This window comes from Novosphingobium sp. HNCC26BN242 (genome assembly GCF_057180525.1).
The window spans coordinates 514,147-540,275 of the sequence record NZ_JBXUGM010000002.1 but is presented as its reverse complement, the minus strand read 5'-3'; the positions used below and the strand labels follow the sequence as shown (position 1 = coordinate 540,275).

The 26,129-nt window shown below is 62.5% G+C and carries 28 protein-coding genes; 11 read left to right on the top strand and 17 right to left on the bottom strand.

Going from position 1 to position 26,129, the window contains the following annotated elements:
* Positions 1–7 precede the first annotated feature (7 nt).
* The 3 genes from AC2A1F_RS10215 to AC2A1F_RS10205 form a co-directional block, all read right to left on the bottom strand.
* Entirely contained in the window at positions 8–1,186 is a 1,179-nt protein-coding gene (locus AC2A1F_RS10215; protein WP_484208648.1) for an efflux RND transporter periplasmic adaptor subunit, read from the bottom strand.
* A gap of 394 nt (positions 1,187–1,580) precedes the next feature.
* Positions 1,581–1,880, bottom strand: a complete 300-nt coding sequence (sciP, locus tag AC2A1F_RS10210) for a CtrA inhibitor SciP (RefSeq protein WP_292629673.1) — start codon at positions 1,878–1,880, stop codon at positions 1,581–1,583.
* Between the two features lies 1 nt (position 1,881).
* Entirely contained in the window at positions 1,882–2,220 is a 339-nt protein-coding gene (locus AC2A1F_RS10205) for a hypothetical protein (protein WP_484208647.1), read from the bottom strand.
* 158 nt (positions 2,221–2,378) lie between these two features.
* Here AC2A1F_RS10205 and mnmA point away from each other — a divergent pair, with 158 nt between their 5' ends.
* The gene (gene mnmA, locus AC2A1F_RS10200) at positions 2,379–3,557 is read left to right on the top strand and encodes a tRNA 2-thiouridine(34) synthase MnmA (RefSeq protein WP_484208646.1); all 1,179 of its coding nucleotides are present in this window, start codon (positions 2,379–2,381) and stop codon (positions 3,555–3,557) included.
* On the opposite strand, the gene AC2A1F_RS10195 is transcribed toward mnmA, so the two are convergent.
* Entirely contained in the window at positions 3,515–3,883 is a 369-nt protein-coding gene (locus AC2A1F_RS10195; protein ID WP_484208645.1) for a hypothetical protein, read from the bottom strand. The two genes, mnmA and AC2A1F_RS10195, sit on opposite strands and share 43 nt — an antisense overlap.
* A 31-nt stretch (positions 3,884–3,914) precedes the next feature.
* Here AC2A1F_RS10195 and AC2A1F_RS10190 point away from each other — a divergent pair, with 31 nt between their 5' ends.
* The gene (locus AC2A1F_RS10190) at positions 3,915–5,039 is read left to right on the top strand and encodes a serine hydrolase domain-containing protein (protein WP_484208644.1); all 1,125 of its coding nucleotides are present in this window, start codon (positions 3,915–3,917) and stop codon (positions 5,037–5,039) included.
* Between the two features lie 181 nt (positions 5,040–5,220).
* Here the strand turns inward: AC2A1F_RS10190 and AC2A1F_RS10185 are convergent, their stop codons facing one another.
* From AC2A1F_RS10185 to pdxH, 3 genes are read right to left on the bottom strand one after another with little or no spacing between them, the layout of a single operon-like run.
* On the bottom strand, positions 5,221–6,033 hold the full coding sequence (locus AC2A1F_RS10185) for a PhzF family phenazine biosynthesis protein (RefSeq protein ID WP_484208643.1): 813 nt from the start codon (positions 6,031–6,033) through the stop codon (positions 5,221–5,223).
* Positions 6,030–7,004, bottom strand: coding sequence for a cation diffusion facilitator family transporter (locus tag AC2A1F_RS10180; protein ID WP_484208642.1), 975 nt, complete (start codon positions 7,002–7,004; stop codon positions 6,030–6,032). Before AC2A1F_RS10180 ends, AC2A1F_RS10185 begins: the two co-directional genes overlap by 4 nt.
* Positions 7,005–7,015: 11 nt before the next feature.
* A complete protein-coding gene (pdxH, locus tag AC2A1F_RS10175; protein ID WP_484208641.1) occupies positions 7,016–7,639 on the bottom strand; it encodes a pyridoxamine 5'-phosphate oxidase in 624 nt (207 codons plus the stop codon).
* A gap of 243 nt (positions 7,640–7,882) precedes the next feature.
* On the opposite strand from pdxH, the gene AC2A1F_RS10170 reads away from it, so the two are divergent.
* From AC2A1F_RS10170 to fabI, 3 genes are all read left to right on the top strand, one after another.
* Positions 7,883–8,839: a DnaJ C-terminal domain-containing protein gene (locus AC2A1F_RS10170; protein WP_484208640.1), complete on the top strand. Its 957-nt coding sequence runs from the start codon at positions 7,883–7,885 to the stop codon at positions 8,837–8,839.
* A gap of 78 nt (positions 8,840–8,917) precedes the next feature.
* Complete coding sequence (locus AC2A1F_RS10165; protein WP_484209020.1) at positions 8,918–9,922, top strand: YihY/virulence factor BrkB family protein; 1,005 nt, start codon at positions 8,918–8,920, stop codon at positions 9,920–9,922.
* Entirely contained in the window at positions 9,919–10,722 is an 804-nt protein-coding gene (gene fabI / locus AC2A1F_RS10160) for an enoyl-ACP reductase FabI (protein WP_484208639.1), read from the top strand. Before AC2A1F_RS10165 ends, fabI begins: the two co-directional genes overlap by 4 nt.
* A 92-nt stretch (positions 10,723–10,814) precedes the next feature.
* On the opposite strand, the gene AC2A1F_RS10155 is transcribed toward fabI, so the two are convergent.
* The 9 genes from AC2A1F_RS10155 to AC2A1F_RS10115 all read right to left on the bottom strand — a co-directional run bounded on the left by AC2A1F_RS10155 (position 10,815) and on the right by AC2A1F_RS10115 (position 18,266).
* Complete coding sequence (locus AC2A1F_RS10155) at positions 10,815–11,366, bottom strand: hypothetical protein (RefSeq protein ID WP_484208638.1); 552 nt, start codon at positions 11,364–11,366, stop codon at positions 10,815–10,817.
* 190 nt (positions 11,367–11,556) lie between these two features.
* The gene (locus AC2A1F_RS10150) at positions 11,557–12,069 is read right to left on the bottom strand and encodes a demethoxyubiquinone hydroxylase family protein (protein ID WP_484208637.1); all 513 of its coding nucleotides are present in this window, start codon (positions 12,067–12,069) and stop codon (positions 11,557–11,559) included.
* A gap of 1 nt (position 12,070) precedes the next feature.
* Complete coding sequence (locus AC2A1F_RS10145; protein WP_484208636.1) at positions 12,071–12,559, bottom strand: disulfide bond formation protein B; 489 nt, start codon at positions 12,557–12,559, stop codon at positions 12,071–12,073.
* A 13-nt stretch (positions 12,560–12,572) separates the two neighbouring features.
* Positions 12,573–13,916 carry a S41 family peptidase gene (locus tag AC2A1F_RS10140; protein ID WP_484208635.1) on the bottom strand — a complete coding sequence of 448 codons (1,344 nt, stop codon included), beginning with the start codon at positions 13,914–13,916 and terminating at the stop codon, positions 12,573–12,575.
* 121 nt (positions 13,917–14,037) lie between these two features.
* Positions 14,038–15,255 carry a murein hydrolase activator EnvC family protein gene (locus AC2A1F_RS10135; RefSeq protein WP_484208634.1) on the bottom strand — a complete coding sequence of 406 codons (1,218 nt, stop codon included), beginning with the start codon at positions 15,253–15,255 and terminating at the stop codon, positions 14,038–14,040.
* A gap of 8 nt (positions 15,256–15,263) precedes the next feature.
* Positions 15,264–15,689, bottom strand: a complete 426-nt coding sequence (locus AC2A1F_RS10130) for a 23S rRNA (pseudouridine(1915)-N(3))-methyltransferase RlmH (protein WP_484208633.1) — start codon at positions 15,687–15,689, stop codon at positions 15,264–15,266.
* 153 nt (positions 15,690–15,842) lie between these two features.
* Positions 15,843–16,235 carry a ribosome silencing factor gene (gene rsfS, locus AC2A1F_RS10125; RefSeq protein WP_292629652.1) on the bottom strand — a complete coding sequence of 131 codons (393 nt, stop codon included), beginning with the start codon at positions 16,233–16,235 and terminating at the stop codon, positions 15,843–15,845.
* A 109-nt stretch (positions 16,236–16,344) separates the two neighbouring features.
* Positions 16,345–17,025: a nicotinate-nucleotide adenylyltransferase gene (locus AC2A1F_RS10120; protein ID WP_484208632.1), complete on the bottom strand. Its 681-nt coding sequence runs from the start codon at positions 17,023–17,025 to the stop codon at positions 16,345–16,347.
* Complete coding sequence (locus AC2A1F_RS10115; RefSeq protein WP_484208631.1) at positions 16,989–18,266, bottom strand: glutamate-5-semialdehyde dehydrogenase; 1,278 nt, start codon at positions 18,264–18,266, stop codon at positions 16,989–16,991. Before AC2A1F_RS10115 ends, AC2A1F_RS10120 begins: the two co-directional genes overlap by 37 nt.
* 268 nt (positions 18,267–18,534) lie before the next feature.
* Here AC2A1F_RS10115 and AC2A1F_RS10110 point away from each other — a divergent pair, with 268 nt between their 5' ends.
* The 3 genes from AC2A1F_RS10110 to AC2A1F_RS10100 all read left to right on the top strand — a co-directional run bounded on the left by AC2A1F_RS10110 (position 18,535) and on the right by AC2A1F_RS10100 (position 20,878).
* Positions 18,535–19,686 carry a M23 family metallopeptidase gene (locus AC2A1F_RS10110; protein ID WP_484208630.1) on the top strand — a complete coding sequence of 384 codons (1,152 nt, stop codon included), beginning with the start codon at positions 18,535–18,537 and terminating at the stop codon, positions 19,684–19,686.
* Positions 19,670–20,044 carry a bactofilin family protein gene (locus AC2A1F_RS10105; protein ID WP_484208629.1) on the top strand — a complete coding sequence of 125 codons (375 nt, stop codon included), beginning with the start codon at positions 19,670–19,672 and terminating at the stop codon, positions 20,042–20,044. Before AC2A1F_RS10110 ends, AC2A1F_RS10105 begins: the two co-directional genes overlap by 17 nt.
* A 129-nt stretch (positions 20,045–20,173) precedes the next feature.
* Positions 20,174–20,878, top strand: a complete 705-nt coding sequence (locus AC2A1F_RS10100; protein ID WP_484208628.1) for a DUF1013 domain-containing protein — start codon at positions 20,174–20,176, stop codon at positions 20,876–20,878.
* A 208-nt stretch (positions 20,879–21,086) separates the two neighbouring features.
* Here AC2A1F_RS10100 and AC2A1F_RS10095 read toward each other — a convergent pair whose 3' ends face one another.
* Positions 21,087–22,085 (bottom strand): NAD(P)H-quinone oxidoreductase, encoded by a 999-nt coding sequence (locus tag AC2A1F_RS10095; protein ID WP_484208627.1) that lies wholly within the window; start codon positions 22,083–22,085, stop codon positions 21,087–21,089.
* A gap of 83 nt (positions 22,086–22,168) precedes the next feature.
* Here AC2A1F_RS10095 and AC2A1F_RS10090 point away from each other — a divergent pair, with 83 nt between their 5' ends.
* From AC2A1F_RS10090 to AC2A1F_RS10080, 3 genes are all read left to right on the top strand, one after another.
* On the top strand, positions 22,169–22,399 hold the full coding sequence (locus tag AC2A1F_RS10090) for a DUF1192 family protein (protein ID WP_484208626.1): 231 nt from the start codon (positions 22,169–22,171) through the stop codon (positions 22,397–22,399).
* A 168-nt stretch (positions 22,400–22,567) separates the two neighbouring features.
* On the top strand, positions 22,568–24,931 hold the full coding sequence (clpA, locus tag AC2A1F_RS10085; RefSeq protein ID WP_484208625.1) for an ATP-dependent Clp protease ATP-binding subunit ClpA: 2,364 nt from the start codon (positions 22,568–22,570) through the stop codon (positions 24,929–24,931).
* A 133-nt stretch (positions 24,932–25,064) separates the two neighbouring features.
* Positions 25,065–26,072 carry a ligase-associated DNA damage response exonuclease gene (locus AC2A1F_RS10080; RefSeq protein WP_484208624.1) on the top strand — a complete coding sequence of 336 codons (1,008 nt, stop codon included), beginning with the start codon at positions 25,065–25,067 and terminating at the stop codon, positions 26,070–26,072.
* Positions 26,073–26,129: the final 57 nt, after the last annotated feature.

Sequence of the window (26,129 nt, the reverse complement as noted above, 5' to 3'; positions counted from 1 at the left end):
CAGGGCCCTACTTCGCAACTACCGGCTGGACTTTGTCGCCCGCATTCAGGAAGCCGCCTGCGCGCAGCACGATCCGCTCCTTGCCCGAAAGCCCTTCGATCACCGCAATCCCGCGCTCACTGACCTCACCGGTCTTCACCGCACGGCGCTGCACCTTGTCATCGTTGCCGACGACATAGACGAATGAGCCCTTCTCATCGCTCAGGATCGCCGATTCCGGTAGCAAAGGTGCGGTAACAGTGCCCGAGCGCAGCTTTGCGCTGGCAAAGCCACCGGGCCGCAGTGCCTTGTCATACGGCAGCGCGATCCGCGCAATACCTTCGCGCGAGGTCTGATCGATGGTGGGCGACAACTGCCAGATTTCACCGCTGAAAGTGCGCTGCGATCCCACCGGAATCACATCTGCCGTTGACCCGATCGACAGGCGGGCAAGGTCGAATTCCGAAAGGCGCGCCTGCATTTCCATCTGCCCATCGCGCGCCATCGAAAACAGCACGCCCGTGCCGGGGCTAACGATCTGGCCCGGCTCTGCCGCGCGCGTCAGCACAAGGCCGGCCGCAGGCGCCACGATGTTCAGGCGCGCGGTACGCTCTCGCAATTCGCCGAGGCCCGCGCGCGCAACGCCCACCCGCGCCACGGCAGCATCGCGCGTGGCGGTCAGCCGGTCGACGTCCGCCTTCGAGATGAAGCCACGCTCAACCAGCTTGAGCGCGCGATCGAGGTTGGCTTGCGCCAGACGGGCATCGGCTGCGGCAACTTCAACGTTGGCGGCTTGGCTAGCCAGTTGCTGCGTTTGAACGGCCCGGTCGATCACGGCCAGAACCTGTCCGGCCTGGACCCAGTCTCCGGCATCCACCAGCACGCGGACCACCTGTCCACCTTCACCGGCCACGCCCACCGGCATTTCGCGGCGGGCCGCAATCGTGCCGCTGGCCGAGATCACGTTGGCGATGGTGGTCTGTCCGGGCACGATCACCGAGACGACTTGCGCCTGTGCTTCACCAGCTTCGTTCGTCGAAGTCGCACCGCCGTTGTGCATGGCATACCACGCCCCGATCAGTACCGCGATGACCACCGCAGCGATGATCCAGAGGCGCCGACGCCCTGCGCGTTCGCTATCGCGATCTTCGTTCAAGCCGTTCAGGGCCAGCGCGCCATCGGCCTCAATGGTCGTTTCGTAGTTCATCGTCTATCCCGCCATCGTCCTTCCACGGTGCTTTGCCGAATTGGCAACCTTCCGCGTTGGAACAAGGACCGGCCCCTTTTGTTCGAGTAAGTGCATCATATTCACAACGCACCGGCATAACGCACCAGCCATGGATCTGGCCCCCGCACCTTGGCAGGTCAGCGTCTTGTAATAGACCGCCTTCCGACGAGGTGCAATTCAGTCTCGACGAAGGACTTACGCCAAATTGGCGCACGTGTCTTTCGTGCACCTGTATCTTTCTGTAACGGCCCCAGACAGCAGTTCATTCAGTCATGCGTCCTGCCGCGATGCGGGAGCGTGTAACAGATGGCCCAAAGAGCAGCGGCCGCTTCCCGAAGGAAACGGCCGCTTAAACTCATCGGGATTGATAAGGTCAGTATTTCAACTGACGCTCATACAAGTCACGGTAATGCTGAATACGGGTCACGCGCAGGCCCTGCATGCCGGAACGATCGACCGCGCGTTGCCACGAAGCGAACTCTTCAAGCGTCAGATTGTAACGCTCGCACACTTCGTCAATGGTCAGGAGCCCGCCGTTAACAGCCGCCACGACCTCGGCCTTTCGGCGTACCACCCATCGGGTGGTAGAAGGCGGCGGGAGGCTGTCGATCGTCAACGGCTCACCAAGCGGGCCGATTACTTGTGCCGGGCGGATTTTCTGGTTTTCGATCATATCAATCTCGTGCTTCAGCGTGGCCCGTCCAGACGCTCGTCATTGCGTCGTCGGATGTGCACAAAAGTGGTTTTCCATTCGCTGAAGAGGTTGGGTTAACGCCCTGTTTACGAATCGCCTTCTGCGCCGGACCGACCGAAAATCCCGTTGCAATGAGCCGTGCGGTGGCTCCATCAAAGCTGCCACCAGGACTATTGTCCGACGCGCCAGAGATGTGCGCCATCGACCGTCGCAGATCCTGCAGCGCGGTAATCTGCGCGCAGAGTCCGTGCCACGTCAGCGGCCGAAGGCCGGGTGCCGTTTCGCCGGGAAGCAGAAAGGCAGAATTCTCGAAGCTCATGTCCATCGCCAAACGTTTTAGGCCCGAGATGGCTAAGGTCCGGTAAAGGCGACCATTACCTTTTGTTCAGCGATTGCATTTTTGGCTCGGTTCGTCGTGTTTCGGTCATCTGATCCCAGATTTTGCGCTGCGGTCGGTTTGCGCCTATGGGGCTGGCGATGATCGCAGACTCCCTGACCACCAATCTTTTCGACCTCGCCGGGCCGCTTTCCGCACGGCGCATCGTCGTGGCCATGTCGGGCGGCGTGGACAGTTCGGTGGTGGCTGGTCTGGCCGCGGCGACCGGTGCCGAAGTGATTGGCGTTACACTCCAACTCTACGATTATGGCGCAGCTACGGGCCGCAAGGGCGCGTGCTGCGCAGGGGACGATATCCGTGATGCGCGGGCCGTAGCAGATCGCCTCGGCATCGCGCACTACGTGTTCGATCACGAATCGCGCTTCCGCGAAGATGTGGTTGAACGGTTCGCCGATGATTACCTGAACGGCCGCACACCGATCCCCTGCGTCCGCTGCAACATGGGGCCAAAGTTCACCGACCTGCTCGATATGGCGCGCGAACTGGGGGCCGATTGCTTGGCCACCGGCCACTATGTGCGCCGCGTCATGGGCGCAAACGGCGCCGAACTGCACCGCGCTATCGATCCGGCGCGCGACCAGTCGTACTTTCTCTATGGCACGACCGAAGAGCAGCTTTCGTACCTGCGCTTCCCGCTGGGCGGCCTGCCCAAGACCGAGACGCGCCGCATGGCGCAGGACATGGGCTTGGTCGTCGCCACCAAGCCCGACAGCCAGGACATCTGCTTCGTGCCCGATGGCGATTATGCCAAGATCGTGCGCGCGGTGCGGCCCGAAGGCGATGCACCGGGCGAGATCGTCCACGCCGCCACTGGCGAAGTGCTCGGCACCCATCGCGGCATCATTCACTACACCGTCGGGCAGCGGCGCGGTCTTGAAATAGGCGGCTTGGCTGAGCCGCTTTATGTCGTCGGCCTTGATGCTCCAACGCGGCGCGTGCTCGTCGGCCCGCGCCCGATGCTGGCCGTGGGCAGTGCCGTGATCATAGAAACCAACCGTATCGGCCCGCTGCCCGAAGGCCCTCTCATGGCCAAAGTGCGCTCAATGGCAAAGCCGGTGCCGGTCACGCTCGAAGGCCCATTCGGTGATGGCGCCAGCGCCACGATCCGCTTCACCCAGCCCGAATATGGCGTCGCCCCCGGACAGGCAGCGGTGATCTATGCAGGCGAACGGGTGATCGGCGGGGGCTGGATCGATTCGACTGAGCGCTGGGAAGCCTATTCCCAAGGCTCCAACACGCAGCCCCAGCCCTCCTTGTAAGTTGCGGTCTGGCTGAATATCAGCGCGAATCGGGCGGTTACACTTTTGGCACTGGCATCTTCGCTCAGGCTCACCATTTCCATGCCGGGCTCGAAATCCTTGGTACAGTCTGACAGGCTGCGTCCCCCGGCATAGCGGCACGAACAGGCGACCCGCGCGCCATAACTGGTGCCGGTCATCCCATAACTGCGGATGGTGGACCAGAAAACCGCCAGTGCAATCGCCCCCAGCAGTAGCGCGCCGAGCGCGATGCGGGGCCACCAGCGCCGATTCGGTCCAATCGTGAGTGACGGAGCTGTGGGGGAACTGTGGTTGCCGGTTGCCATGACTGCCGATTCTGGTCGAAGGACAGGCCTTATGGCCCGCCGTTCGCTCTCCCTTATAATGTCGCTCGCGCTGCTGCCAGCCCTGGCCAGCTGTTCGCAGGGGACGAACGCGCCCGAAGGCCCGCCGCCCCTGTCCGATCAGGCACTTGAAGCGGTGGTGAAATCACCGGGGGCAAACCGCGAAAAGCTCGCCCGCGCGATTGATACCCTGTTTGCCCAAGACATGGGCGAGACCCGCGCGGTGATCGTGATGAAGGGCGGGCGGATCGTCGCCGAACGCTATGCCGAAGGCTATCACGAGAATACGCGCTTCGTCAGCTGGTCGATGGCCAAATCGGTCACCGGCGTGATGATCGGCATGCTGGTGTCCGATGGCCGCCTGCGACTGGACGAGACCGCGCCGGTCCCGGCATGGCAGCGCCCCGGCGATCCGCGGGGCGAGATAACCTTGCGCCAGTTGCTGCAGATGCGCTCGGGCCTGCGCCATTCCGAAGCTATCGAGCCGGTCTATGAATCCGATGAAGTGCGCATGCTGTTCCTCGATGGGCGCAACGATATGGCCCGCTATGCCGAGGATCAGCCCCTGGAGGCAGAGCCCGGCCGCAAGTTCGAATACTCCAGCGCCACCAGCGTGATCCTTGCCGATCTGGCTGCACGAGTGCTGACCCCAGCCCCCGATCCCGAAAGCCGCCGCAATGCCGTGGCGGACTATCTGCGCACGCGCCTGTTCGAACCGGCGGGGATGAAATCGATGCTGCCCGAATTCGACCGCGCAGGCACGCTGGTCGGCGGGTCACTGATTCACGGCACCGCGCGCGATTGGGCCAAGTTCGGCGAATTTCTGCGCAACAAAGGTTCGGTCAAAGGCGCACAGATCATGCCGCGCCAGTGGATCGATTTCATGGTCACCCCCTCCCCGCGTGAGGCGCAGTACGGCGCGCAGATCTGGCTGAACCGCAAGGCCACGACGGGCGAATCCTCGCTGTTCCCCGATCGCGGGCCGAAGGATCTGTTCGCCTGCATCGGCCATCTCGGGCAATATGTGCTGGTCAGCCCATCGCGCGGGATCACCGTTGTGCGCCTTGGCAAGACGCAGGATGATCAGGGTGGACGGGTTGTCGATGGACTGGCCGAAGTTGTGGCGCTTTACCGCTAGGGCCTTGAAGGATTGCTGCCATCTTCCGTTCGTGTCGAGCGAAGGCGAGACACTTGCGCGCGGTGTCTCGACTTCGACCTTTTAGGTCGAAGTTTATCCCGAGCCAGACGAAGGGCTCGACACGAACGGGGTTTGGGTGTGGCATCGCGCAAAGTCAAAGTGCACGTAAGGTCAAAGTGATCTAGGGAAGCCGGAACAGGCCTTCGACCACGGTCACGCAATCCCCGCCCAGCAACACACGATCCTCTTCAAGACGGCACGCAAAATCCGCCCCGCGCGCCGAAGCCTGATGCGCGGCAAAGGCTGCGCAGCCCAGCTTTTGCGCCCAGATCGGCGTCAGCGCCGCATGGGCCGAGCCGGTGGCGGCATCCTCATCAATCCCGCCGCCGGGCACAAACACGCGGCTGACCACATCCGCGCCCGATGCATGGCCCGTGCCGGATGCGGTGGCGATAAACTGAACGTCGCCGAACGCCAGCAAAGCCTTGAAATCAGGCGCAAGGGCCAGAACGTCATCGGCGCTGGCATAAACAAACACGTTGTAACCATCGCACTGCCAGACCTCGTGCGGCACCGGCGTGCCGAGCAGAGGCACGGCGGCATCGAATGCGCCGAGCCCGGTCTTCACGGCAGGTAGCGACAGGACATAGCGATCACCGTCACGCACCACTTCCAGAATGCCAGCCTTGCGCGTGGCGAAGGTCACGCGCCCCAACATCGGGTCCTGTTCCAGCACAACATGGCCCGAAGCGAGCGTAGCATGGCCACACATCGCCACTTCCACCGCAGGGGTGAACCAGCGAAGTTCAAAGTCCGCAGCGCCGGTGTGATCAGGCACCAGAAACGCGGTTTCGGCAAACATGTTTTCCGCGCCAATGGCCTGAAGCGTCGCATCATCAGGCCACGCCTCCAGCATCATCACGGCGGCCTGATTGCCAGACAGCGCCTGCGCGGTGAAGGCATCGACGTGGAAATAGGGGGCCTTGCTGCTCACTTAACCGGCGCTCCTTGCGCAAGAAGGGCGGGGCTGGTCGCGTCTGCATCGGGCGCGAGGAGGTTTTCGGCACCCATGGACTCTTCATCCACCAGTCCTTCGGGATCGGGATGAATCAGAATCTCAACGCCCGGAAACGCCGCCATCAACTTGTCCTCGATCTCGTCCATCACCCGGTGCGCCTCGGTCACCGTCATCCGGCCATCAATCCAGACGTGGAACTGCACGAAATCGCGGTTGCCGCTGGTCCGCGTGCGCAGATCGTGCAGGCCCTTCAACTCAGGGTGCTGCGAGACGAGTTCGAGAAACCGTTCGCGCTTTTCCAGCGGCCATTCGTGGTCCATCAGCTGATCCACCGCCACTTGCGAGGCACCCCATGCGCCCCATGCCAGCCACAGCGCGATGCCGAACGCGAACACCGCGTCGGCACCCGTGATCCCGAGATAAGTATCGAGCACCAGCGCCGCGATGACCGCAAGGTTCAGGAACACGTCGGACTTGTAATGTACATTGTCGGTGCTGATCGCGAGGCTGCCAGTCTGGCGAATCACGTGCCGTTGATAGACCAGCAGCACAAAGGTGGCAGCCAGCGCGATGGTCGAAACGATGACCCCGGACTCCGCTTCGGCCACACGCGCGCCGCCAAAGAACTGGCCGACCGCGCGGAAGGCAAGGCCGATGGCTGAGATCGAGATCAACACGACTTGAAACATCGCCGCCAACGCCTCGGCCTTGCCATGGCCGAACCGGTGGTTCTGGTCATCGGGCTGTGAGGCTATCCAAACGCCCAGCAAGGTGGCCAGACTGGCGACGAGATCAAGCGCCGTATCGGCAAGGCTCCCCAGCATCGCGGTGGACCCGGAAGACAGGACCGCCCAAGCCTTCATCCCCACCAACAGCAACGCCACCGCAATGCTGGCCATCGCGGCCTTTCGGTTCAGATCATTGTGAGTGGTGGTGGTCGCGTTCATATCCTGCGTCTTTACGGGTAAAGCAGGCTGCTGGTCCAGCCGCCCTTTCCATCGGCGACGAAACGGCGGCGTTCGTGCAGGCGATAGTCGCGGTCCTGCCAGAATTCGATGGCGCTCGGCGTGACGCGATAACCCGACCAGTGCGCCGGGCGCGGCACGTTGCCATCGGGATAATCTGCGCGCAGCAAGGCCACGCGATCAAGATAGGTCTGCCGGTCAGGCAGCGGGCGCGACTGGGCCGAGGCGGCAGAGCCCAGACGCGATTCAGGATGGCGGCTGTTGAAATAGGCATCAGCCTCGGCATCGCTGACTTGCGCAATGGGGCCTTCGATGCGGATCTGGCGGCGCAGCGATTTCCAATGGAAGAGCAGAGCGACGTGGGGGTTGGCAGCGAGTTCCCCACCCTTGCGGCTGTGGAAGTTGGTGTAGAACACAAAGCCGTCCGGCCCATGGCCCTTCAGCAGCACCATACGCACCGAGGGCATTCCATCGGGCGTGGCAGTGGCCAGCGCCATGGCATTGGGATCGTTCAGTTCGGTTTCCTGCGCCTGTGCAAACCACGATTCGAAAATGCCATAAGGATCAGCGTGGGGAATCGCATCATGGCCTTCCGGCGAATTCTGTTCAGCGTTCACGGCAGTTTCCTGAATAAGTTTACAGTGTTTACAGAGTCCTGAGGAGAAACAGTCAGGGGCTGGCTAAGGGTTGCGGTGACGGCCTGAGGTCCCTGCCTTCGCGGGGACGCTGGCTGGTAGCTCTGCCCGCAGTAGTGCGTTTTTCCATGGCGGCGCGCAAATTCATGCAAGCCGCCTACTCCCCTTGACCAAAGTAGGAAAGCCAACCTTGCGGGCAGGGCCGCGCCGCCCTAGCTATGGGTCATGGCTGATCCGTATTCGACATTGGGCGTTCCCCGCAGCGCAAGCGAGAAGGACATCAAGTCTGCCTATCGCAAGCTGGCCAAGGAATTGCACCCGGACAAGAACAAGGACAACCCCAAGGCCACGGAGCGGTTCTCAGAAGCAACCCGCGCCTATGACTTGCTGTCGGACAAGGACAAGCGGGCGAAGTTTGACAGGGGCGAAATCGATGCCGACGGCAACCCGATGGGTCCGTTCGGCGGGGGCTTTGGTGGGGGCGCTGGAGGCTTTCGCGGCAACCAGGGCGGGTTTCGCCACGATGGCGGGTTTGAAGGCGGCTTTGGCGGTGCGGCCGAAGGCATCGACATCGGCGATATCTTCGAAGGCCTGTTTGGCGGACGCGGAGGAATGGGCGGTGCCGGAATGGGTGGAGCCGGAGCCCGCCGCGGCCCGCCGCCCAAGGGGGCAAACGTCAGCTATCGCCTGAAAGTGTCGTTCGAGGATGCCGCAACCCGCGCCAGCCAGCGCATCACCCTGTCCGATGGCAAGACCATCGACCTCAAGCTTCCCGCAGGTATCGAAAACGGCCAGCAGATGCGCCTTCCTGGTAAGGGTGAACCCGGTCCCGGCGGCAGTGGCGATGCCATCGTGACCATCGAGATCGGTGCCCACAACTTCTATGAACGTGAAGGCGACAATATCCGGCTCGACCTGCCGATCAGCCTTTCCGAAGCTGTTCACGGCGGCAAAGTGAAAGTCCCCACCGTCGATGGCCCGGTCATGCTTACGGTTGCACCGGGCAGTTCCAGCGGGCGGACCTTGCGTCTCAAGGAGCGGGGCTTTTCCCGCAAGGATGGAACGCGGGGCGATCAGTTGGTGACACTGCAGATCGATATTCCTGCCGATGACATGGATCTGAAAGCACGTCTCGAAGGTTGGGCTGACATGCGCAATCTTCGTGGCAAATTTGGTGGCTGAGGATACGAGCCGGACATGAACAAACCCGGTCAGCCAGCGCCGGGTGAAAGTGTGCCTGCACCGCAAGCGCCTTTCAACATGCCCAATCTTTCGCCCGAAGCTCGCCGAAGAGAAGCCTTGCGCTCGCGTTCAAGGCCAAGCCACACCAGCCACCCGGAACGGTCCAGCGCACGCAAAAAAGCTTGGGAAGTGGTCAAGCGCGTGTGGATCGGCGTTTTCAACGATGGCTCCATCCACGCAGGCAACCTTGCCTACATGATCGTCATCGCAATCTTTCCGTTCTTCATCGCCAGTGCCGCGCTGTTTTCGCTGATCGGTGAGGCTGGACAGCGTGCGGCAGCCATCGATGCCGTGCTGATTGCCTTGCCCCCGGTTGTTGCGGTCACCATAGAACCCGTTGCCCGCAGCGTGATCGAGGCGCGCAGCGGGTGGCTGCTTTGGATCGGTGGAATCTTCGGCCTTTGGACGGTCGGCAGCCTGGTGGAAACCATTCGCGACATTTTGCGCCGGGCTTATGGCACGCAGTGGGAACATGCTTTCTGGCGCTATCGACTGGCCTCCACCGGAGTCACGCTCGCCTCCGTCGTGCTGATCTTGCTGGCCATCTTTGCGCAGGTTTTGATTGGCGCGGCACAGGAAGTGATTGCCGCGTTCCTGCCGCAATTCAACAATCTCGTTTCGAGTCTGGCCCTTTCGCGCTTTATCCCGGCGCTGATTTTGTATGGTGCGCTGTGGCTCCTGTTCATATCGCTGACGCCCGGCGCCTATCGCGGACGCAGCTATCCCAAATGGCCCGGAGCCCTGTTTGTGACGGCATGGTGGATTGCGGTCACCACCGCCCTGCCCGGCCTGTTGCGCACCTTTTTCTCCTATGATCTGACCTATGGCAGCCTTGCCGGGATCATGATCGCCCTTTTCTTTTTCTGGCTGGTGGGCTTAGGGATGGTGGTAGGAGCTGAACTCAACGCCGCGCTTGCCGAAACGCCAGAAGAACGCGACATGCTGGGCCAAGCAGACAATCGGGCGCGTGCCAGCATGGCAAGCGGCGGAATCGACACTAAAAGCGAGAACAAAGACGCATGACCGGACTTATGCAAGGCAAGCGCGGACTGATCATGGGCCTGGCCAATGACAAGTCGCTGGCCTGGGGCATCGCCCAGAAGCTGCACGAACACGGCGCAGAACTGGCCTTTTCCTATCAGGGTGAAGCGCTGGAAAAGCGCGTGCGCCCATTGGCGGCCAGCCTTGGCAGTGATTTCCTGATCGAATGCGACGTGTCCGACATGGACGCGCTGGACCAGACGTTCGAGACACTGAAGGCGCGCTGGCCGACCATCGATTTCATCGTCCACGCCATCGGCTATTCCGACAAGACCCAGCTGCGCGGCAAGTATTACGATACCACGCTCGACAACTTCCTGATGACGATGAACATCTCGGCCTACAGCCTTGTCGCTGTCACCAAGCGGGCGATGGAGATGATGTCTGCGGGTGGTTCGATCGTAACGCTGACCTATTACGGCGCGGAAAAGGTTGTGCCCCATTACAACGTGATGGGCGTGGCCAAGGCGGCGCTGGAAGCCAGCGTCAAGTATCTGGCCAACGATTGCGGCCCTGCAGGTGTGCGCGTGAATGCCATTTCCGCCGGGCCGATCAAGACATTGGCCGCCAGCGGCATCGGCGATTTCCGCTACATCCTGAAGTGGAACGAGCTGAACAGCCCGATGCGCCGCAATGTGACCATTGATGATGTGGGCGGCGCAGGGCTCTATCTGCTGTCCGATCTTGCATCAGGCGTCACGGGTGAAACGCACCATGTGGATGCGGGCTATCATACCGTGGGCATGAAACAGGAAGACGCCCCGGATATCGCGCTGGGGTGAACTGAACCATCTTTCGACAGGCTCAGGATGAGCGGCGTTCTGGGTTCGTTTGCCCCTACACTCCCCGCTCGCCCTGAGCTTGTCGAAGGGCGTTAACGCTGCGGCGCAGGCGCAGGCACGCCATCACGCTCACGCTTCAGCCTTGCCTCATATTCGCGTTCGATCTGTTCGACGCGGGCCTGTTCGGCGGCGGCATCGGCATCAATCGTGCTGAGCCGCTTTTCGCGCTCTTCCTCGATCATCTGGCCAAACTGCACATCGGGGCCGGTCTTCTTTTCGGCATAGGCGCGGTCGATCAGCCGGGTCAAACAGCCGGTCGCCCCGCCGCCACCTACGGCAGAGCAGGAATTCGTGCCGAAATTGCCAACCGTTTCATAGGCGCGCACCCGATCGGTCCAGGCACGGTTGGCAGGCGATTCAAGATTATCGCGGAACGGTTTGGGAATGCGGAAACGCTCTTCCTCTTCCTTGCGCGCGCAGACGGTGATCGTGTTGCCATCAGACTTGGGGCAGGGATCATCGCCATAGATGATCAACTGGTTCACCCGCTCTCCCGAAGGATCGACCAAGTTCTGATCTTGCGCCAAAGCCGGAGCGGCAAGCGCGCTGGACAGCAGCAGGGCGGCAGGAATCAGGCGCTTCATTGTGAATCTCCAGTCAGGCTTGCTCCGATATAGGGCGCGCTTGCCGTGAATGGTAGATGAAGGGCGCGGTTCCCCACTGCCGAACGCCCCGCCTAACCCCCGCTCATCCTGAGCCTGTCGAAGGATGGATGTGGCGCGACATGCTTCGACTAGCTCAGCATGAGCGGGCACGTCGGGTTTGGCGTGGCGTTCAAATTCGCTTCGAAACCGCAATCGCCGCGCGGCAGCCAAGGCGGATGGCGTGGAACAGGACCGGATAGGCTGGCGCCTGCTCCGCGCCTGCGGCCAGCGCCGCATCGCGGTGTTCGCGTTCGTCATCGCGGAATTCGCGGATCATTTCGGACAGTTCCGGGTCGCTGTCGCCCAGTTCTTCCAACTGTTCGGTATAGTGCTTGTCGATCTCGGTCTCGATCGCAGCGGTGCAGGCCATGGCGGCCTTTGGCCCGATCAGCGCCGTGGCTGCACCGAGTGCAAAGCCGGCGATGGACCACACCGGACGCAGAGCTGTGGGGCGCACGCCGCGCCTGATCAGCAGCGCATCGAAGCGCTGGTTGTGGCCCGCTTCCTGTTCGGCCATCGCCGCAATCTCGGCCGAATGCGGCGCGCGGTTGCCCATCACTGCCAGTTGCCCGGCATAGATGCGCGTTGCGCCGAATTCTCCAGCCTGATCCACGCGCAGCATTTCAGCGGTTTTGACCGTCATCTCAAAGTCCTTTGCGGCCCGGATTGCGGGCCTTGCCGAGCAGCGCAAAGACGAGCACCGCACCGCTGATCGATAGCATGAAATTGAACCCCGCGAGGCTGATTCCAAAGAGGGACCATGGTGCAACGTCGCACCGCACGACCGGCGCGTTCATGATCGCATCCAGCGCATTGCCATTGCCCGAAGCCACCGTGGCGCAGGCCGTGATGCCCTGCCACCAGCCATATTCAACGCCTGCATGAAACGCACCGATCAGCCCGGAAATACCGACGGCGATGGCGGCAAGGATCACGGCCATGTCGCCTGACCCTTTACCCTTCATCGTGAAAGCCAGCAGTGCCAGCACGATGGCGGCGATGTGCGGATAGCGTTGCCACCAGCACATCTCGCACGGATAGAGGCCGAAGACATACTGCGAGACCAGCGCTCCGCCCATCAGGGCTGCGGGCACGGCAAGGGCAAGCGCATAAGCGGCGTTGCGGGAATTCATGCCTTGCGCCCTATTACCGCTTCGCCTTGACCGCAAGCGTGCCGCGCGGTGCCGTACGGCCCAAGGCTTGCACCGCATAATGTAGCTGGAAGTCCTTGATATTCTTGGCCTTCAGCTCTTCGGCTGTCATCTTGAAGCGGGGATCGTCGACCTTGTCCTTTTCAAGATCCTTGTCCTCCATCTTGATCTCGTTGATCAGATGGCCACGCAAGTCGCTCTCACGATAAGACCGTGCCTGCCTCTTGCGCAGATCGGGATCGGAAATCTGGGGCACGGCGATATCGGGATCGATGCCGCCTTCCTGCACCGAACGGCCCGATGGCGTGTAGTAGCGTGCGGTGGTCAGCTTTACTGCGGTATCCTTGGTCAGCGGGATCAGCGTCTGCACGCTGCCTTTGCCAAAGCTGCGCTGGCCCATCACGACGGCGCGATGCTGATCCTGCAGCGCGCCCGCCACGATTTCAGACGCAGAGGCGGAGCCTTCGTCAATCAGCACGATCATCGGCGTGCCCTTGGCGATATCGCCCTTGGTATCGATTTCCGCCGGATAAACCTCAGTATCGCGCGCATAGCGGCCACGCTGCGAGACAATGGTCCCGCGTTCCAGGAACAGATCGGACAGGGCAATCGCCTCGTCCAGCAGCCCGCCGGGATTGCCGCGCAGATCAAGCACGAGGCCCGAGACATTGCCGCCTGCTTTCGCTTTCGCCTCTGCCCAGGCCTTCTTCACCGAAGCGCCTACATCAGCGCTGAAGCTGGAGACCGAGATCACCGCGACATTGCCCTGCAGTTCCCATTCGACCGGCTTCAGCTCGATGATCTTGCGGGTGATGGTCACGTCAAAGGGTTCATCGCGGCCGGGACGGAACACGCTGAGCTTTATCGAGGTACCCGGCACCCCGCGCATCTGATCCACCGCTTCATCAAGCGAGCCGCCGTAGATCAGTTTGCCATCCAGATGCGTGATGAAATCGCCCGCCTTGACCCCGGCAAGATCGGCGGGGCTGCCTTTGGTCGGCGCAATGACTTTGACCGCGCCATCATCAAGCGTGACCGACAGGCCAAGCCCGCCATAAGACCCTTCGGTCTGGGTGCGCAGGTTTTCAAAATCGCGGGCATCCAGAAAGGCGCTGTGCGGATCGAGCGTGGCCAGCATGCCATCAATCGCGCCCTTGAGCAGTTTGTCGTCCTCAACCGGTTCGACGTAGTTCGATTTGATCCGCTCATACACCGCCAGCAGCTTGCCGAATTCGGGACCGGTCTTGGCATCGACAGCGGCAAGGCCCGAGGTGGCTACCGGAATAAGCGCAACAGCGGAAACTAGCGCGGTTACGCGCAGAAGAGGAGCGAACTTCATTGCCCTTGGGGCCTTTCGCGAAGAACCATGCATTGGGGGACAGTGTATAGCCGCCAGGGAATTAACGCCAGATGAGGTTTTGGTGCAGTCCGGGACAGTCTGCGGGTTGTCATCGAGCAAGTCAGCTGCCTTGCTGCTCCAGCGGATTGACCGGCGCACCATCGCGCCGCAGCTCCACGCTCAGCACAGGTCGGCCCGGTCCGGCAGTGCCGATGGGTGATCCTTGTACCACTTTTTCCCCCACGGTTGCGGCAATCCGGCCCAGATTGGTAACCAGCGTTGTCCAACCGCCATCATGTTCGACGATCACGATGGTGCCATAGCCGCGATAGGGCCCAGCAAAGGCCACGCGGCCATCGGCGGGCGAGACCACTTGCGCGCCCGCAGCCGGGGCCAGCGTTACTCCGGTGGTAAGCCCGGTTGGCGATTGCGTGCCAAATCCCGATACAAGCCGCCCGCTGACCGGCATGATCCACGGAAGACGCTCGGCATTCGTGACCAGCAGTGGCGGCGGCGCATCAACCACTTGCAGCACATCTCCAGGGCGCGAAGGCGGCAGGATCGGGCCCGGCAACGCGGCCAGTTGCTGGCGCAGCGAACCGTCTTCTTCCAGCCGATTGAGCAGCGATGACAAGTCGCGCGTCTGTTCGGCCAGCGCCATGGCCCGGTCCGCTTCACGGCTTGCCACACCTTGCGCATTGCGCGAGGCGAGGCGTTGACGGCTTTCCAGCGCGGCCAATTCCGTGCGGCGGGCGAGCAACGACTTCTCTCCCTCACGACGCTCGTTCGCTGCCCTTTGCGCATCAGCCTGCAGTTTGCGGCCGCGCTCGATCTCGGCGCGCAGGCCAGCCGTGCGGCGGCGCACTTCGGGCAACATGGTTTCCATCACCGCGCGCAAATGCACCGTATCGCGCAAGGATTCGGCCCGCACGAGGCTGAAGGCCAGCGGGCGACGCGCCATCATCTGCAGCGCGGCTGTCAGCCGCACGACCGGCTCTTGCCGCTGCGCCATGCGGGTGCGCAAGGTTTCGCGCTGGCGTTCGATGAGATCGACTTTGGCCTGCGCCACCTGAATTTCGGCTTCGGACTGCTGGATGCGCGCGGCCACTGCTGCGGCCTCGCGCGCAGTGCGGTCGGCCTCGGCTGTGGCCTTGCGCGCGGCCTGTTCCAGTTGCTCAGCCCGCGCGCGCGTCTGGCTCAACGCCTGACTTGCCCGGCGCAGCACTGCTCCTGCCTCATCCGCATCGGCATAGGCCGTGCCCTGTTGGGCACTGACCTGCCATGCGGCAAAGCCAGCAAGCGCCAAGCACAGAGAAAAGAGCGCAAAGCGTGACGTCATGCCGCCGCTTATCCCTCGCGATGATAGGGATGGCCAGCAAGAATGCTGGTGGCCCGCCACAGCTGTTCAGCCAGCATCGCGCGCGCCAACATGTGTGGCCAGGTGGCCTTGCCGAATGCGATCAGCAGATCGGCAGAATCGCGCAGAGGCTCGTCATGCCCGTCCGCCGCGCCGATCAGAAACCGCGCCTCGCGCACGCCATCATCGCGCCAGCGCCCTAGGATCGCGGCAAATTCGCTTGAAGTGAGGTGCTTGCCGCGCTCGTCCAGCGCCACGGTGCGAGACGGTGTTTGTGCAGGCGACGGAATGGTGCCCCCACGATCAGGCAGTTCCGTAACCTTCAGGCCCCACGCAATGCGCTTGGCATAGCGATCCACCAGATCCGCCTCGGGCGAACGGCCGATTTTCCCGCGGGCGATGATGTGGAGCAGCATGGGCGGGCTCTAGCGCGGATTGCAGGCGAACTGAATCCCCCGAAGGAAAAACACAAATCGCGCACGGATCGCAAAGGACGCAGAGAGAAATGGCGTTGCTTTCTCAGCGTCCTTAGCGATCTCTGCGCGAGCTTCTTTGAAGCCTTGCGGGCGTTACGCCGCGCCAGCGTCTCCAAAGTTCCACATGCGTTCAAGGTTGTAGAACGTGCGCACTTCAGGGCGGAACAGGTGGATCACCACGTCGCCCGCATCGACCAGCACCCAGTCCGCCGCAGGCAGGCCTTCGATCCGCACGTGGCCGAAGCCGCCGTGCTTGATCCGCTCGGCCAGCTTCTGCGCCATTGTGGCAACCTGGCGCGTCGAGCGGCCCGAGGCGATCACCATGTAATCGGCGATCGAGCTTTTGCCTTCGAGCGGAATGGACACGACCTCCTGCGCCTGATCATCGTCAAGCGAGGCCAGCACGAGATCGTGCAGCGCGGCAGGGGTGTAGGGGGTCTTGCTGGCTGTGTCGGCTTTGGCCGACAGCGGTTGAACACTGGTCATGGTGCGCGAAAAGGCCTCCGTAGCTCAAGAGTCAAGTGATAACGATTGGAACGCGCAAGAGTTTCGGTGCGCCACAGTAGGGCAATAACCGGAACAAGTGCTTGCGCAATCAGCGTTTTTCTCGGGAAATAGGGCGATGAGTGACAGCATCGCGCAGGCCCGCTGTTTTGCTGCGGGCCGCCCAATTGGGGTCATTTGCGCGAATCGCGCTGGCCGAACGGGCATCAGGATCGAAGCGAAGCAGGGTCAGCGCAGGTGCGCTCCGCCTTGCGCCGGAAACGTGCTGTCCGGGCCGCTGGCGCCAGCGGCGCAGCCAAGCCATGGCAGGGCTTGCCAAAGCATCCGCATCATATCCCGGACGCGCGATCACCGCAATCGGCATCTGCCACGCGATATCGCGCCAATCCTTCCACTTGTGGAATTGCGCCAGATTGTCTGCCCCCATGATCCAGATGAAACGCCGCTTGGGATAGCGGCGCTGGATTGCGCGCAGGGTGTCGATGGTGAACCGCGTGCCCAAGGCCTGCTCTATCGCGGTGGCGCGGATCGGCGCGCGCCGTGCCATCGCCTGCGCCGAGGCAAGACGCGCTGCCAACGGAGCCATACCTTCGGCGGGCTTTAGCACATTGCCCGGTGAGACCAGCCACCACACCTCATCCAACCCCAACGCTTCCAGCGCAAACAGGCTGACCCGGCGATGGCCGCCATGTGCAGGATTGAAGCTGCCGCCAAACAGGCCGGTCAGAGGGCCTTTCAGGGCCTTACCTGCCCGGATCCACGCACCAGCCACTTATAAGTGGTCAGCCCTTCCAGCGCCACCGGCCCGCGCGCGTGCAGTCGCCCGGTGGCAATGCCGATTTCCGCGCCAAGACCAAACTCGCCGCCATCAGCAAATTGGCTGGAGGCGTTGTGCATCACGATGGCGCTGTCCACCTCGGTCAGGAAGCGGTCGGCCACGGCCTGATCCTGCGTCACCACGGCGTCGGTATGGCCCGATGCGTGGGCGGCCACATGCGCCAGCGCCTCGTCAATCCCGTCCACCACCGCGACCGAAAGAATCGCATCAAGGTATTCGGTATCCCAATCGTTGGCAGCGGCAGGCAGAATACGCGGATCGATGGCGCGGGCGCGGGCATCGCCACGCAGTTCGCAGCCTGCATCCAGCAGAGGCTCCACCAGCCCGTGCGGATCGGGGTAGGTCGCGTCGATCAGCAGCGTTTCCATAGCCCCGCAAATGCCGGTGCGGCGCATCTTGGCGTTCAGAACAATCTCCTTGGCCATAGCCGGATCGGCTGCCGCGTGGACATACGTGTGGTTGATTCCGTCAAGGTGCGCCAGCACCGGCACGCGCGCATCGGCCTGTACCCGCGCCACCAGGCTCTTGCCCCCGCGTGGCACGATCATGTCGATCAGGCCGGCGGCCGCCAGCATCGCACCCACGGCGGCACGGTCCTGCGTGGGCAAAAGTTGCACCGCTTCTGCAGGCACGCCGCCTTCGACGAGGCCTGCCACCAGCGCCTTGTGAATCGCGCGATTGGAATGCACCGCTTCGGACCCGCCGCGCAGGATTGCCGCGTTGCCCGACCGCACGCACAACGCGGCGGCGTCTGCCGTCACATTCGGCCGGCTTTCATAGATGATGCCGATTACGCCCACCGGAATGCGCAGGCGCTGCAGCACCATGCCGTTGGGCCGCGCAGCTTCCGAAATCACCTCACCAACCGGATCGGCCAGCGAGGCAACCTGTTCCACTGCATCAGCCACACCCGCAAAGCGTTCCGGCGTCAGCTTCAACCGGTCAAGCATAGCGCCGGTCAGCCCGTTCGCGGCGCCATTGGCCATGTCCTGGGCGTTGGCGACCAGAATCTCGGCCTCGGCCGCGCGCAAGGAAGCGGCGGCGAGTTTCAGCGCGCGCTCTTTTGCAGGAGCGTCCATCCGCGCCAACACGCGCTGGGCCGCGCGCGCGGCTCGGGCAAGGCCTTCAACCAATTCGGTCACGGATTCGGCGGGGATGGCAGGCTGTGTAGACATGGGTGCGCTCTAACATCTGGTTTTGGGGATGTCATCCATGGGCACGACTCGACATTGTGTCCAAGTTGCGATCAGTGCCTCGGATCACACCCTTACAATCGATTCATCGGGGGAGTCACACGCCTCGGCGCGGATGGCAGGATTCCGATTCGCCAGCCGGGAACCAGAACGCTACCGCCCGGCGCGACGGGAAAACTAACCAGAAGACGACGGGGGTCGCCAGACTGTGCCAACTTTAAAGCCAGTCCGCTTGCGGATACGCGATGCTGTGCTCACGGCCATCGCTCAGGCGCGCGCATGGTTTCCTGAGCGCGAGTTCTTCATGCGCTCGGACGGGCAGGTCCGCTTTATCAAGGTTTCCTCGCGCCTGCAGATGGGCGTGGCTGGCGGCATCGCTGCGGCTGTTTTGATCTGGCTTGGCGCAATGGGCGTGGCCTTGATCTCGCAGTTCACGGCTGCGCGCGATCACGCGGCACTGCTGGAACGCGAAGCTGCTATCGCCAGCGCAGAAAGCCGTGTGGCCAAATATCGCGGCGGGCTTGAAGGTGTGGCCGATGATCTCAGCCGCCGTCAGGACTTTATCGAAAAGGCCATCGAAGGCACAATTGGCGCGCTGCCCAAAGATCTGCCGCAGGGCAACGTTTCAGACAGCAGCGCCGAAGCGGCCAAGACCGTGCGCAAGATTTCGATGGAACTGCCCGAGGCCAAACGATTGGCCGAGGTGGAAGCCCGCCAGCTAGCCTTCATCGAACGTCTTACCCGCTTTGCCGATGCCCGTGCATCGCAAGCCGAAACTGCGATCCGGCGGGTGGGCCTGAACCCCGCTTTGTTGCGCGCGTCGGCACGTGAAGCGCAGGGCGGCCCGTTGATCCGCCTGTTTACTGGCGCTGACAGTTCGGTCGACCCACGCTTTGCCCGCCTTGGTGCCAGCCTCGAACGCATGGCCGCGCTGGAAAAGGGCCTGGCCCGCATTCCCAACACCCTGCCCGCAAGCCTTGAATACATCTCCAGCGGATTTGGCTATCGCTCTGATCCGTTCACCGGAGGCCCAGCCTTCCACGCCGGGCTGGATTTTCGTGGGCCTGTGGGTGCGCCGATCTATGCCGCTGCCGCAGGCACTGTCAGCTTTGTCGGCGTAAAACAGGGTTATGGCCGCGTGGTGGAAATCAGCCACGGCAACGGATTGATGACCCGCTATGCCCACATGTCGCGCACCGGCGCGCAACCGGGCCAGAAGGTTGATGCCGGAGCTGCCATCGGCCAGATCGGCAGCACCGGCCGATCCACCGGCCCCCATCTCCATTTTGAAGTGCGGATCAATGACCGTCCGGTCAACCCGCGCCCCTTCCTTGAGGCAAACAGGCATGTTCAGGAAATCAGCGCCGGAAACGTCGCGCAGCACGATGACCACGGGGAGTAACGGCGGCATGGCGGCGACATTTTCCATTCTCGGTGCCGATGTTGCCATCAAAGGCGATCTTTCCGCCAGCGCCGACCTGCACATCGACGGCACCGTAGAGGGAGATATCACCTGCGCTGCGCTGGTTCAGGGCGAGAAAAGCACTGTGACCGGGGCGATCAAGGCGCAGAGCGCGCGGCTTTCGGGCACGGTCAAAGGGTCAATCGAGGCAGGCGAACTGGTGATTCTCAAATCGGCGCGTATTTACGGCGACGTAACCTATGATGCACTGACCATCGAACAGGGCGCGCAAGTGGACGGCAAGTTCGCACACCGCTTGCCACTGAACGAAGAAGCGCCGCTCGCCTTGGTCAGTTGAGGGCCCAAACAAAAACTTGCCGATTCGTCATTCGCAGCTTACATCGGCGTCGTTCAAGGCCGCTCCGCAAGGGGCGGCCCTTATTGTATCCGCTTTTCGCGGGTCTGTTATTTTTTCGGGAGATTGTCCGTGAGCACCCAGCCCACGTATCCGCTGATGCCGCACGCCACTGCGTCATGGCTCGTCGACAATACCGCGCTGACTTTTGAGCAGATCGCGGGTTTCTGCGGACTGCATATTCTTGAAGTGCAGGCCATGGCTGATGATCTGGCCGGGCAGAAGTACACCGGGCGCGATCCACTACATTCGGGCGAACTTAATCAGGCCGAGATCGACAAGGGTCAGGCCAACCCCGAATACAAGCTGAAGATGCAGCGTGCGCCTATCTCGGTCAGCCGTACCAAGGGCCCACGCTACACTCCGGTGTCAAAGCGTCAGGACAAGCCCGATGGCATCGCATGGATCCTGCGCAACCACCCGGAAGTGTCGGATGCACAGATCGGCAAGCTGATTGGCACGACCCGCACCACCATCGCCGCGATTCGCGATCGCAGCCACTGGAACATCGCCAACATCAACCCGAAGGACCCGGTGACGCTGGGCCTGTGTTCGCAGCGCGAACTCGATTCGCTGGTGGCTAAGGCTGCCAAGAAGGCTGGCATCGAAGACGATGGTTCAGCCGCCGTTCGCCTTGGCACCGATCGCGATGCCCTGATCGAAGAACTGCGTGCCGAACGTCAAGCTTCGGTCAAGGCTGCTTCGGAAGCCGCGCAGGAAGCCGAAGCGGCCGCGTGGCTTGCCGCCCGCCGCGCCGAGGGTATCTCTGACAGCTGAGCATTGGTTACAAGCTGAATTGAAAAGGCCGCCCTTGCGAAGGGGCGGCTTTTTTCATGGCTTGCGCCAATGCCCACCCCGCTGCGACTAACTTCACTTCGTTCAGCAAGTCTCGCGGCCCTCCCGTAAACGGGAAGGCAAGAGAGCACGGTCTTTCCCCCCTCCCGCTTGCGGGAGGGATCGGGGGCGGGCATCGCGCGCAGCGCGATTACACCGCCAACACGATCTTCCCGATATGCGCGCCCTGCTCCATGCGCACATGCGTCGCTGCTGCTTCGGCCAACGGAAATGTCTGATCCATGATCGGGCGCAGTTCGCCGGTTGCCACCAGCGGCCACACCGTTTCGCGGATTTCCGATGCCAACGCGGCCTTGAACGCTTTTGAGCGTGGGCGCAGCGTTGATCCGGTCAGGGTCAGGCGGCGGCGCATCACCTCAGCCATATTGATCTCGGCCTTCAGCCCGCCCTGCACAGCGATGGTCACGTGGCGTCCGTCTTCGGCAAGACACTTGATGTTGCGCGCCACATAATCGCCCGCCACCATATCGAGCACCATGTCCACGCCCCGGCCTTCGGTGATGCGCGCCACTTCGGCAACGAAATCCGCCGCCTTGTAATCAATCGCATGGGCCGCACCGATCTTCAGCGCCTGCGCGCATTTGTCAGGCCCGCCGCACGTAACGATCACGGTCACGCCAAACAGCTTGCCCAGCAGAATTGCCATTGATCCGATGCCACTGGTGCCGCCGTGAACCAGAATGGTCTCACCCGGCGCGGTCATCCCGCGTTCGAACACGTTATGCCACACGGTGAACAGCGTTTCAGGGATAGCCGCCGCCTCTTCCAGCGAAAGCCCGGTTGGCACCTGCAGGCACTGTGCAGCCTCGGCGATGCAATATTGCGCATAGCCACCGCCCGCCACCAGCGCGCAGACCATCGTGCCGGTAAAAGGCCAGGTCACCCCTTCGCCCATGGCCACAACTTGCCCTGAAACTTCCAACCCCGGCAAAGGCGAGGCATCGGCCGGTGGCGGATAGAAACCCTGCCGTTGAATCACATCAGGGCGGTTGACCCCGGCAAACGCAACTTTGATCAGCACTTGCCCCGGCCCCGGCTGCGGCACTGGCACCGACTCGGGCCTCAAAACCTCTGGTCCTCCCGGCGCATCCCATCCGATGGCCATCATCGTTGCCGGTATGACAGTCATCAAATCGCCCCTGTAAGCCAAGAAAACCCTTAAGCGCTGGGTTAGCCACGCAGGGCGTTGACAGCAAGGCATTGCAGCGCACAATGTGGCCCTTAATGGACATAGACGAGCGCCCTCGCCCGAAAGGGGATTTGGCCAGCCAGCTGGCAACAGAGGCGCTCGACCCTTATTCGCATGACGAACTCAACACCCGCATCCAGCTGCTGGAGCGTGAGATCGTGCGGACTGTTGCCCATCGCGACAAGGCCAGCGCCCACCGCGCCGCTGCCGAAGCGCTGTTCGGCAAGCCTCCGCCTTCAGGTGAAGCAGGATGAATCGCGACGCCCTTTCTTTTGCGCAAGGGCGTTCCCATATCGTGCCATATACCGATGCCTTAGGGGCATCTGGTTTCACACCCACACGTGGTTTAGCCTCGGTTAATAACGCGTGTGCACTCTTCCTATCAAGGAACCCATCGGCGCCAGCCAGAAAGTAGCCGCACCATGCCAAGTTTCGCCCAGAGCCTCGAAAAGACGCTGCACACCGCGCTCGCCAATGCGTCCGAGCGCAGCCACGAGTATGCGACGCTTGAGCATCTCCTGCTTGCCCTGATCGACGATGCGGACGCAGCGCAAGTCATGCAGGCCTGCGGCGTTGACCTTGGCGATCTGGGTGACGTGGTGCGTCAGTACCTCGATCAGGAATACCAGTCGCTCAAAACGCAGGAAAAGGCCGATCCCCAGCCCACCGCTGGGTTCCAGCGGGTGATCCAGCGCGCCATCCTTCACGTGCAGTCCTCGGGCAAGGACACCGTGACGGGCGCCAACGTGCTGGTCGCGCTGTTTTCCGAACGCGATAGCTACGCCGTCTATTTCCTGCAGCAGCAGGACATGAGCCGCCTCGACGCCGTAAGCTTCATCAGCCACGGCATCGGCAAGGGCGGCCGTCAGGTCGAAGGTCGCAATCCCAAGGGAGCGGAAGACGACGCTCCCAAGCAGCAGGAAGAAAAGGCCGATTCCAAGGGCCAGAAAAAGGAAACCGCGCTCGACCAGTTCACCGTCAATCTCAACGAGAAGGCGCTGACCGGCAAGATCGATCCGCTGATCGGGCGTGGTCCCGAAGTGGACCGCACGATCCAGATCCTTTGCCGCCGCAGCAAGAACAACCCGCTCTATGTGGGCGATCCGGGCGTGGGCAAGACTGCCATCGCCGAAGGTCTGGCGCGCAAGATCGTCGAAGGCGACGTGCCAGAAGTGCTGACCGAGGCGGTGATCTACTCGCTCGACATGGGCAGCCTGCTGGCCGGAACGCGCTATCGCGGTGACTTTGAAGAGCGGTTGAAGCAGGTGGTTTCCGAGCTGGAAAAAATGCCGCACGCCGTGCTGTTCATCGATGAAATTCACACCGTGATCGGCGCTGGTGCCACCAGCGGCGGCGCGATGGATGCGTCAAACCTCCTGAAGCCCGCGCTTTCGGGCGGGACGATCCGTTGCATCGGGTCGACCACCTACAAGGAGTTCCGCAACCACTTCGAAAAGGACCGCGCCCTGCTGCGCCGGTTCCAGAAGATCGATGTGAACGAGCCGACCATTGAGGATACGATCAAGATCCTGCGGGGCCTGCGCACCGCATTCGAAGATCATCACAAGGTCAAGTACACGCCCGACGCGATCAAGACCGCGGTCGAACTATCGGCGCGCTACATCAATGACCGCAAGCTGCCCGACAAGGCGATCGACGTGATCGACGAAGTGGGCGCGATGCAGATGCTGGTGCCGCCTTCGAAGCGCAAGAAGACGATCACCGCGCGCGAGATCGAGCAGGTCATCGCCACGATGGCGCGCATCCCGCCCAAATCGGTGTCGAGCGACGACAAGAAGGTGCTCGAACATCTCGACCGTGATCTGAAGCGTCTGGTGTTCGGTCAGGATCGCGCCATCGAAGTGCTGTCTTCGGCCATGAAGCTCAGCCGTGCAGGCCTGCGCGATGCGGACAAGCCCATCGGCTCGTTCCTGTTCAGTGGTCCGACCGGCGTCGGCAAGACCGAAGTTGCCCGCAGCCTTGCCCAGATCATGGGCATCCCGCTGCAGCGCTTTGACATGTCCGAATACATGGAGCGGCATTCGGTTTCGCGCCTGATCGGTGCGCCTCCGGGCTATGTCGGATTCGATCAGGGCGGTCTGCTTACCGATGCCATCGACCAGCAGCCGCATTGCGTGCTGCTGCTCGACGAAATCGAGAAGGCCCACCCCGATCTGTTCAACATCCTGCTGCAGGTGATGGACAATGGCCGGTTGACCGATCACCACGGCAAGACCGTCGATTTCCGCAACGTGGTGCTGATCATGACCACAAATGCGGGCGCATCGGACATGGCGCGTCAGGGCATCGGCTTTGGCGACGTGTCGAAGGCCGACGCGGGCGATGAAGCGGTGAAGAAGATGTTCACCCCTGAATTCCGCAACCGTCTCGATGCTATCGTGCCGTTCAGCTATTTGCCAACCGAAGTTGTCAGCCGCGTGGTCGACAAGTTCATCCTGCAGCTCGAACTCCAGCTGGCCGATCAGAACGTCCACATCCAGTTCGACGCCGACGCACGCAGCTGGCTGGCCAAGAAGGGCTATGACAAGCTCTACGGCGCCCGCCCGATGGCCCGCCTGATTCAGGAGAAGGTCAAGAAACCGCTGGCCGAAGAACTGCTGTTCGGAAAGCTCGCCAACGGCGGTGAAGTCCACGTCAGCCTGAAGGAAGACGCACTGTCCTTCGAACTGACCCCGGCCGCGCCGAGGCTGGTCAAGAAGAAGGCGAAAAAGGGCAAGGCCGGTTCTGCCGCAACGGAAGAGCCGAACACCGACGACGCCGAATAAGCTTCGGCCCACTGCCAAAGATCAAGGCCTGCCCGCAAGGGCAGGCCTTTTTCTTGCGCCAAAGTTGCGCGGCGCAACTTCACGTCACCAAGGACACTGGAACCGCGCGCGGCATCCGGCCATTGTCACACCGATGGCCCCACCCTTCACCTGGCTCAAACCCGAACCTTACGGGCTCTATGTCGCTCCCGCTGACGCCTGGATCGATCCGGCGCGTGCGGTGGACACGGCGCTGGTCACCCACGGTCACGCCGATCATGCGCGCGGCGGCCACGGCCTGACCGTCGCCACGCCCGAAACGCTGGCGATCATGGCGCTGCGCTATGGCGTGCAGGAAGCGGGCGCGCAGGCCGTGCCTTATGGCGAGACGGTGACGCTGAAAGGCGGCGTTAAGGCGACATACGTTCCCGCAGGCCACGTCCTCGGCTCAGCCCAGATCCTGCTCGAACACGCGGGCGAGCGGGTGATCGTGACGGGAGACTACAAGCGCCGCGCCGATCCCACCTGCCCACCGTTTCAGGTGACACCGTGCGATGTGTTCGTGACCGAGGCGACCTTCGGCCTGCCCGTCTTCCGCCACCCGCCGATTGCCGATGAAATGGCCAAGCTCCTCGCAGCGCGCGAGAACGAGCAGGGCCGCTGCGTCCTCGTCGGCGCTTATGCCCTCGGCAAAGCCCAGCGGGTAATCGCCGAATTGCGCGCCGCCGGATACCGCGACACCATCTGGCTCCACGGCGCGATGGAGCGCATGTGCCGCCTCTATGAAGACCACGGCGTCGATCTGGGCGATCTGCAACCCGCGGCTGGCGTGCCCAAGGCCGCATTGGCCAATGCCATCATCATCTGCCCACCTTCTGCGCTCAACGACCGCTGGAGCCGCCGCCTGCCCGAACCGGTCACCGCGATGGCATCTGGCTGGATGCGCGTGCGCCAGCGCGCCCGGCAGCGCGGCGTGGAATTGCCGCTGATCATCTCGGACCATGCTGACTGGGACGAATTGACCCAGACCATCACTCAAGTGAACCCCACCGAAACATGGGTCACCCACGGCCGCGAGGAAGCGCTGCTGCGCTGGTGCGAACTCACGCAGCGCAAGGCTCGCGCACTGGCGCTGGTGGGATATGAGGATGAGGATGATTGATGGGTCGCGCTAAGGGCCTTCGACAAGCTCAGGCCGAGCGGGTCTTATTCAAGACCA

What these genes read in the sequence shown, in the direction of transcription:
- AC2A1F_RS10215 (WP_484208648.1), bottom strand. Translation starts at nt 1,186, where the DNA reads ATGAACTACGAAACGACCATTGAGGCCGATGGCGCGCTGGCCCTGAAC.
- sciP (WP_292629673.1), bottom strand. Translation starts at nt 1,880, where the DNA reads ATGATCGAAAACCAGAAAATCCGCCCGGCACAAGTAATCGGCCCGCTT.
- AC2A1F_RS10205 (WP_484208647.1), bottom strand. Translation starts at nt 2,220, where the DNA reads ATGAGCTTCGAGAATTCTGCCTTTCTGCTTCCCGGCGAAACGGCACCC.
- mnmA (WP_484208646.1), top strand. Translation starts at nt 2,379, where the DNA reads ATGATCGCAGACTCCCTGACCACCAATCTTTTCGACCTCGCCGGGCCG.
- AC2A1F_RS10195 (WP_484208645.1), bottom strand. Translation starts at nt 3,883, where the DNA reads ATGGCAACCGGCAACCACAGTTCCCCCACAGCTCCGTCACTCACGATT.
- AC2A1F_RS10190 (WP_484208644.1), top strand. Translation starts at nt 3,915, where the DNA reads ATGGCCCGCCGTTCGCTCTCCCTTATAATGTCGCTCGCGCTGCTGCCA.
- AC2A1F_RS10180 (WP_484208642.1), bottom strand. Translation starts at nt 7,004, where the DNA reads ATGAACGCGACCACCACCACTCACAATGATCTGAACCGAAAGGCCGCG.
- AC2A1F_RS10170 (WP_484208640.1), top strand. Translation starts at nt 7,883, where the DNA reads ATGGCTGATCCGTATTCGACATTGGGCGTTCCCCGCAGCGCAAGCGAG.
- AC2A1F_RS10165 (WP_484209020.1), top strand. Translation starts at nt 8,918, where the DNA reads ATGCCCAATCTTTCGCCCGAAGCTCGCCGAAGAGAAGCCTTGCGCTCG.
- fabI (WP_484208639.1), top strand. Translation starts at nt 9,919, where the DNA reads ATGACCGGACTTATGCAAGGCAAGCGCGGACTGATCATGGGCCTGGCC.
- AC2A1F_RS10155 (WP_484208638.1), bottom strand. Translation starts at nt 11,366, where the DNA reads ATGAAGCGCCTGATTCCTGCCGCCCTGCTGCTGTCCAGCGCGCTTGCC.
- AC2A1F_RS10150 (WP_484208637.1), bottom strand. Translation starts at nt 12,069, where the DNA reads ATGACGGTCAAAACCGCTGAAATGCTGCGCGTGGATCAGGCTGGAGAA.
- AC2A1F_RS10145 (WP_484208636.1), bottom strand. Translation starts at nt 12,559, where the DNA reads ATGAATTCCCGCAACGCCGCTTATGCGCTTGCCCTTGCCGTGCCCGCA.
- AC2A1F_RS10140 (WP_484208635.1), bottom strand. Translation starts at nt 13,916, where the DNA reads ATGAAGTTCGCTCCTCTTCTGCGCGTAACCGCGCTAGTTTCCGCTGTT.
- AC2A1F_RS10135 (WP_484208634.1), bottom strand. Translation starts at nt 15,255, where the DNA reads ATGACGTCACGCTTTGCGCTCTTTTCTCTGTGCTTGGCGCTTGCTGGC.
- AC2A1F_RS10130 (WP_484208633.1), bottom strand. Translation starts at nt 15,689, where the DNA reads ATGCTGCTCCACATCATCGCCCGCGGGAAAATCGGCCGTTCGCCCGAG.
- rsfS (WP_292629652.1), bottom strand. Translation starts at nt 16,235, where the DNA reads ATGACCAGTGTTCAACCGCTGTCGGCCAAAGCCGACACAGCCAGCAAG.
- AC2A1F_RS10115 (WP_484208631.1), bottom strand. Translation starts at nt 18,266, where the DNA reads ATGTCTACACAGCCTGCCATCCCCGCCGAATCCGTGACCGAATTGGTT.
- AC2A1F_RS10105 (WP_484208629.1), top strand. Translation starts at nt 19,670, where the DNA reads ATGACCACGGGGAGTAACGGCGGCATGGCGGCGACATTTTCCATTCTC.
- AC2A1F_RS10095 (WP_484208627.1), bottom strand. Translation starts at nt 22,085, where the DNA reads ATGACTGTCATACCGGCAACGATGATGGCCATCGGATGGGATGCGCCG.
- AC2A1F_RS10090 (WP_484208626.1), top strand. Translation starts at nt 22,169, where the DNA reads ATGTGGCCCTTAATGGACATAGACGAGCGCCCTCGCCCGAAAGGGGAT.
- clpA (WP_484208625.1), top strand. Translation starts at nt 22,568, where the DNA reads ATGCCAAGTTTCGCCCAGAGCCTCGAAAAGACGCTGCACACCGCGCTC.
- AC2A1F_RS10080 (WP_484208624.1), top strand. Translation starts at nt 25,065, where the DNA reads ATGGCCCCACCCTTCACCTGGCTCAAACCCGAACCTTACGGGCTCTAT.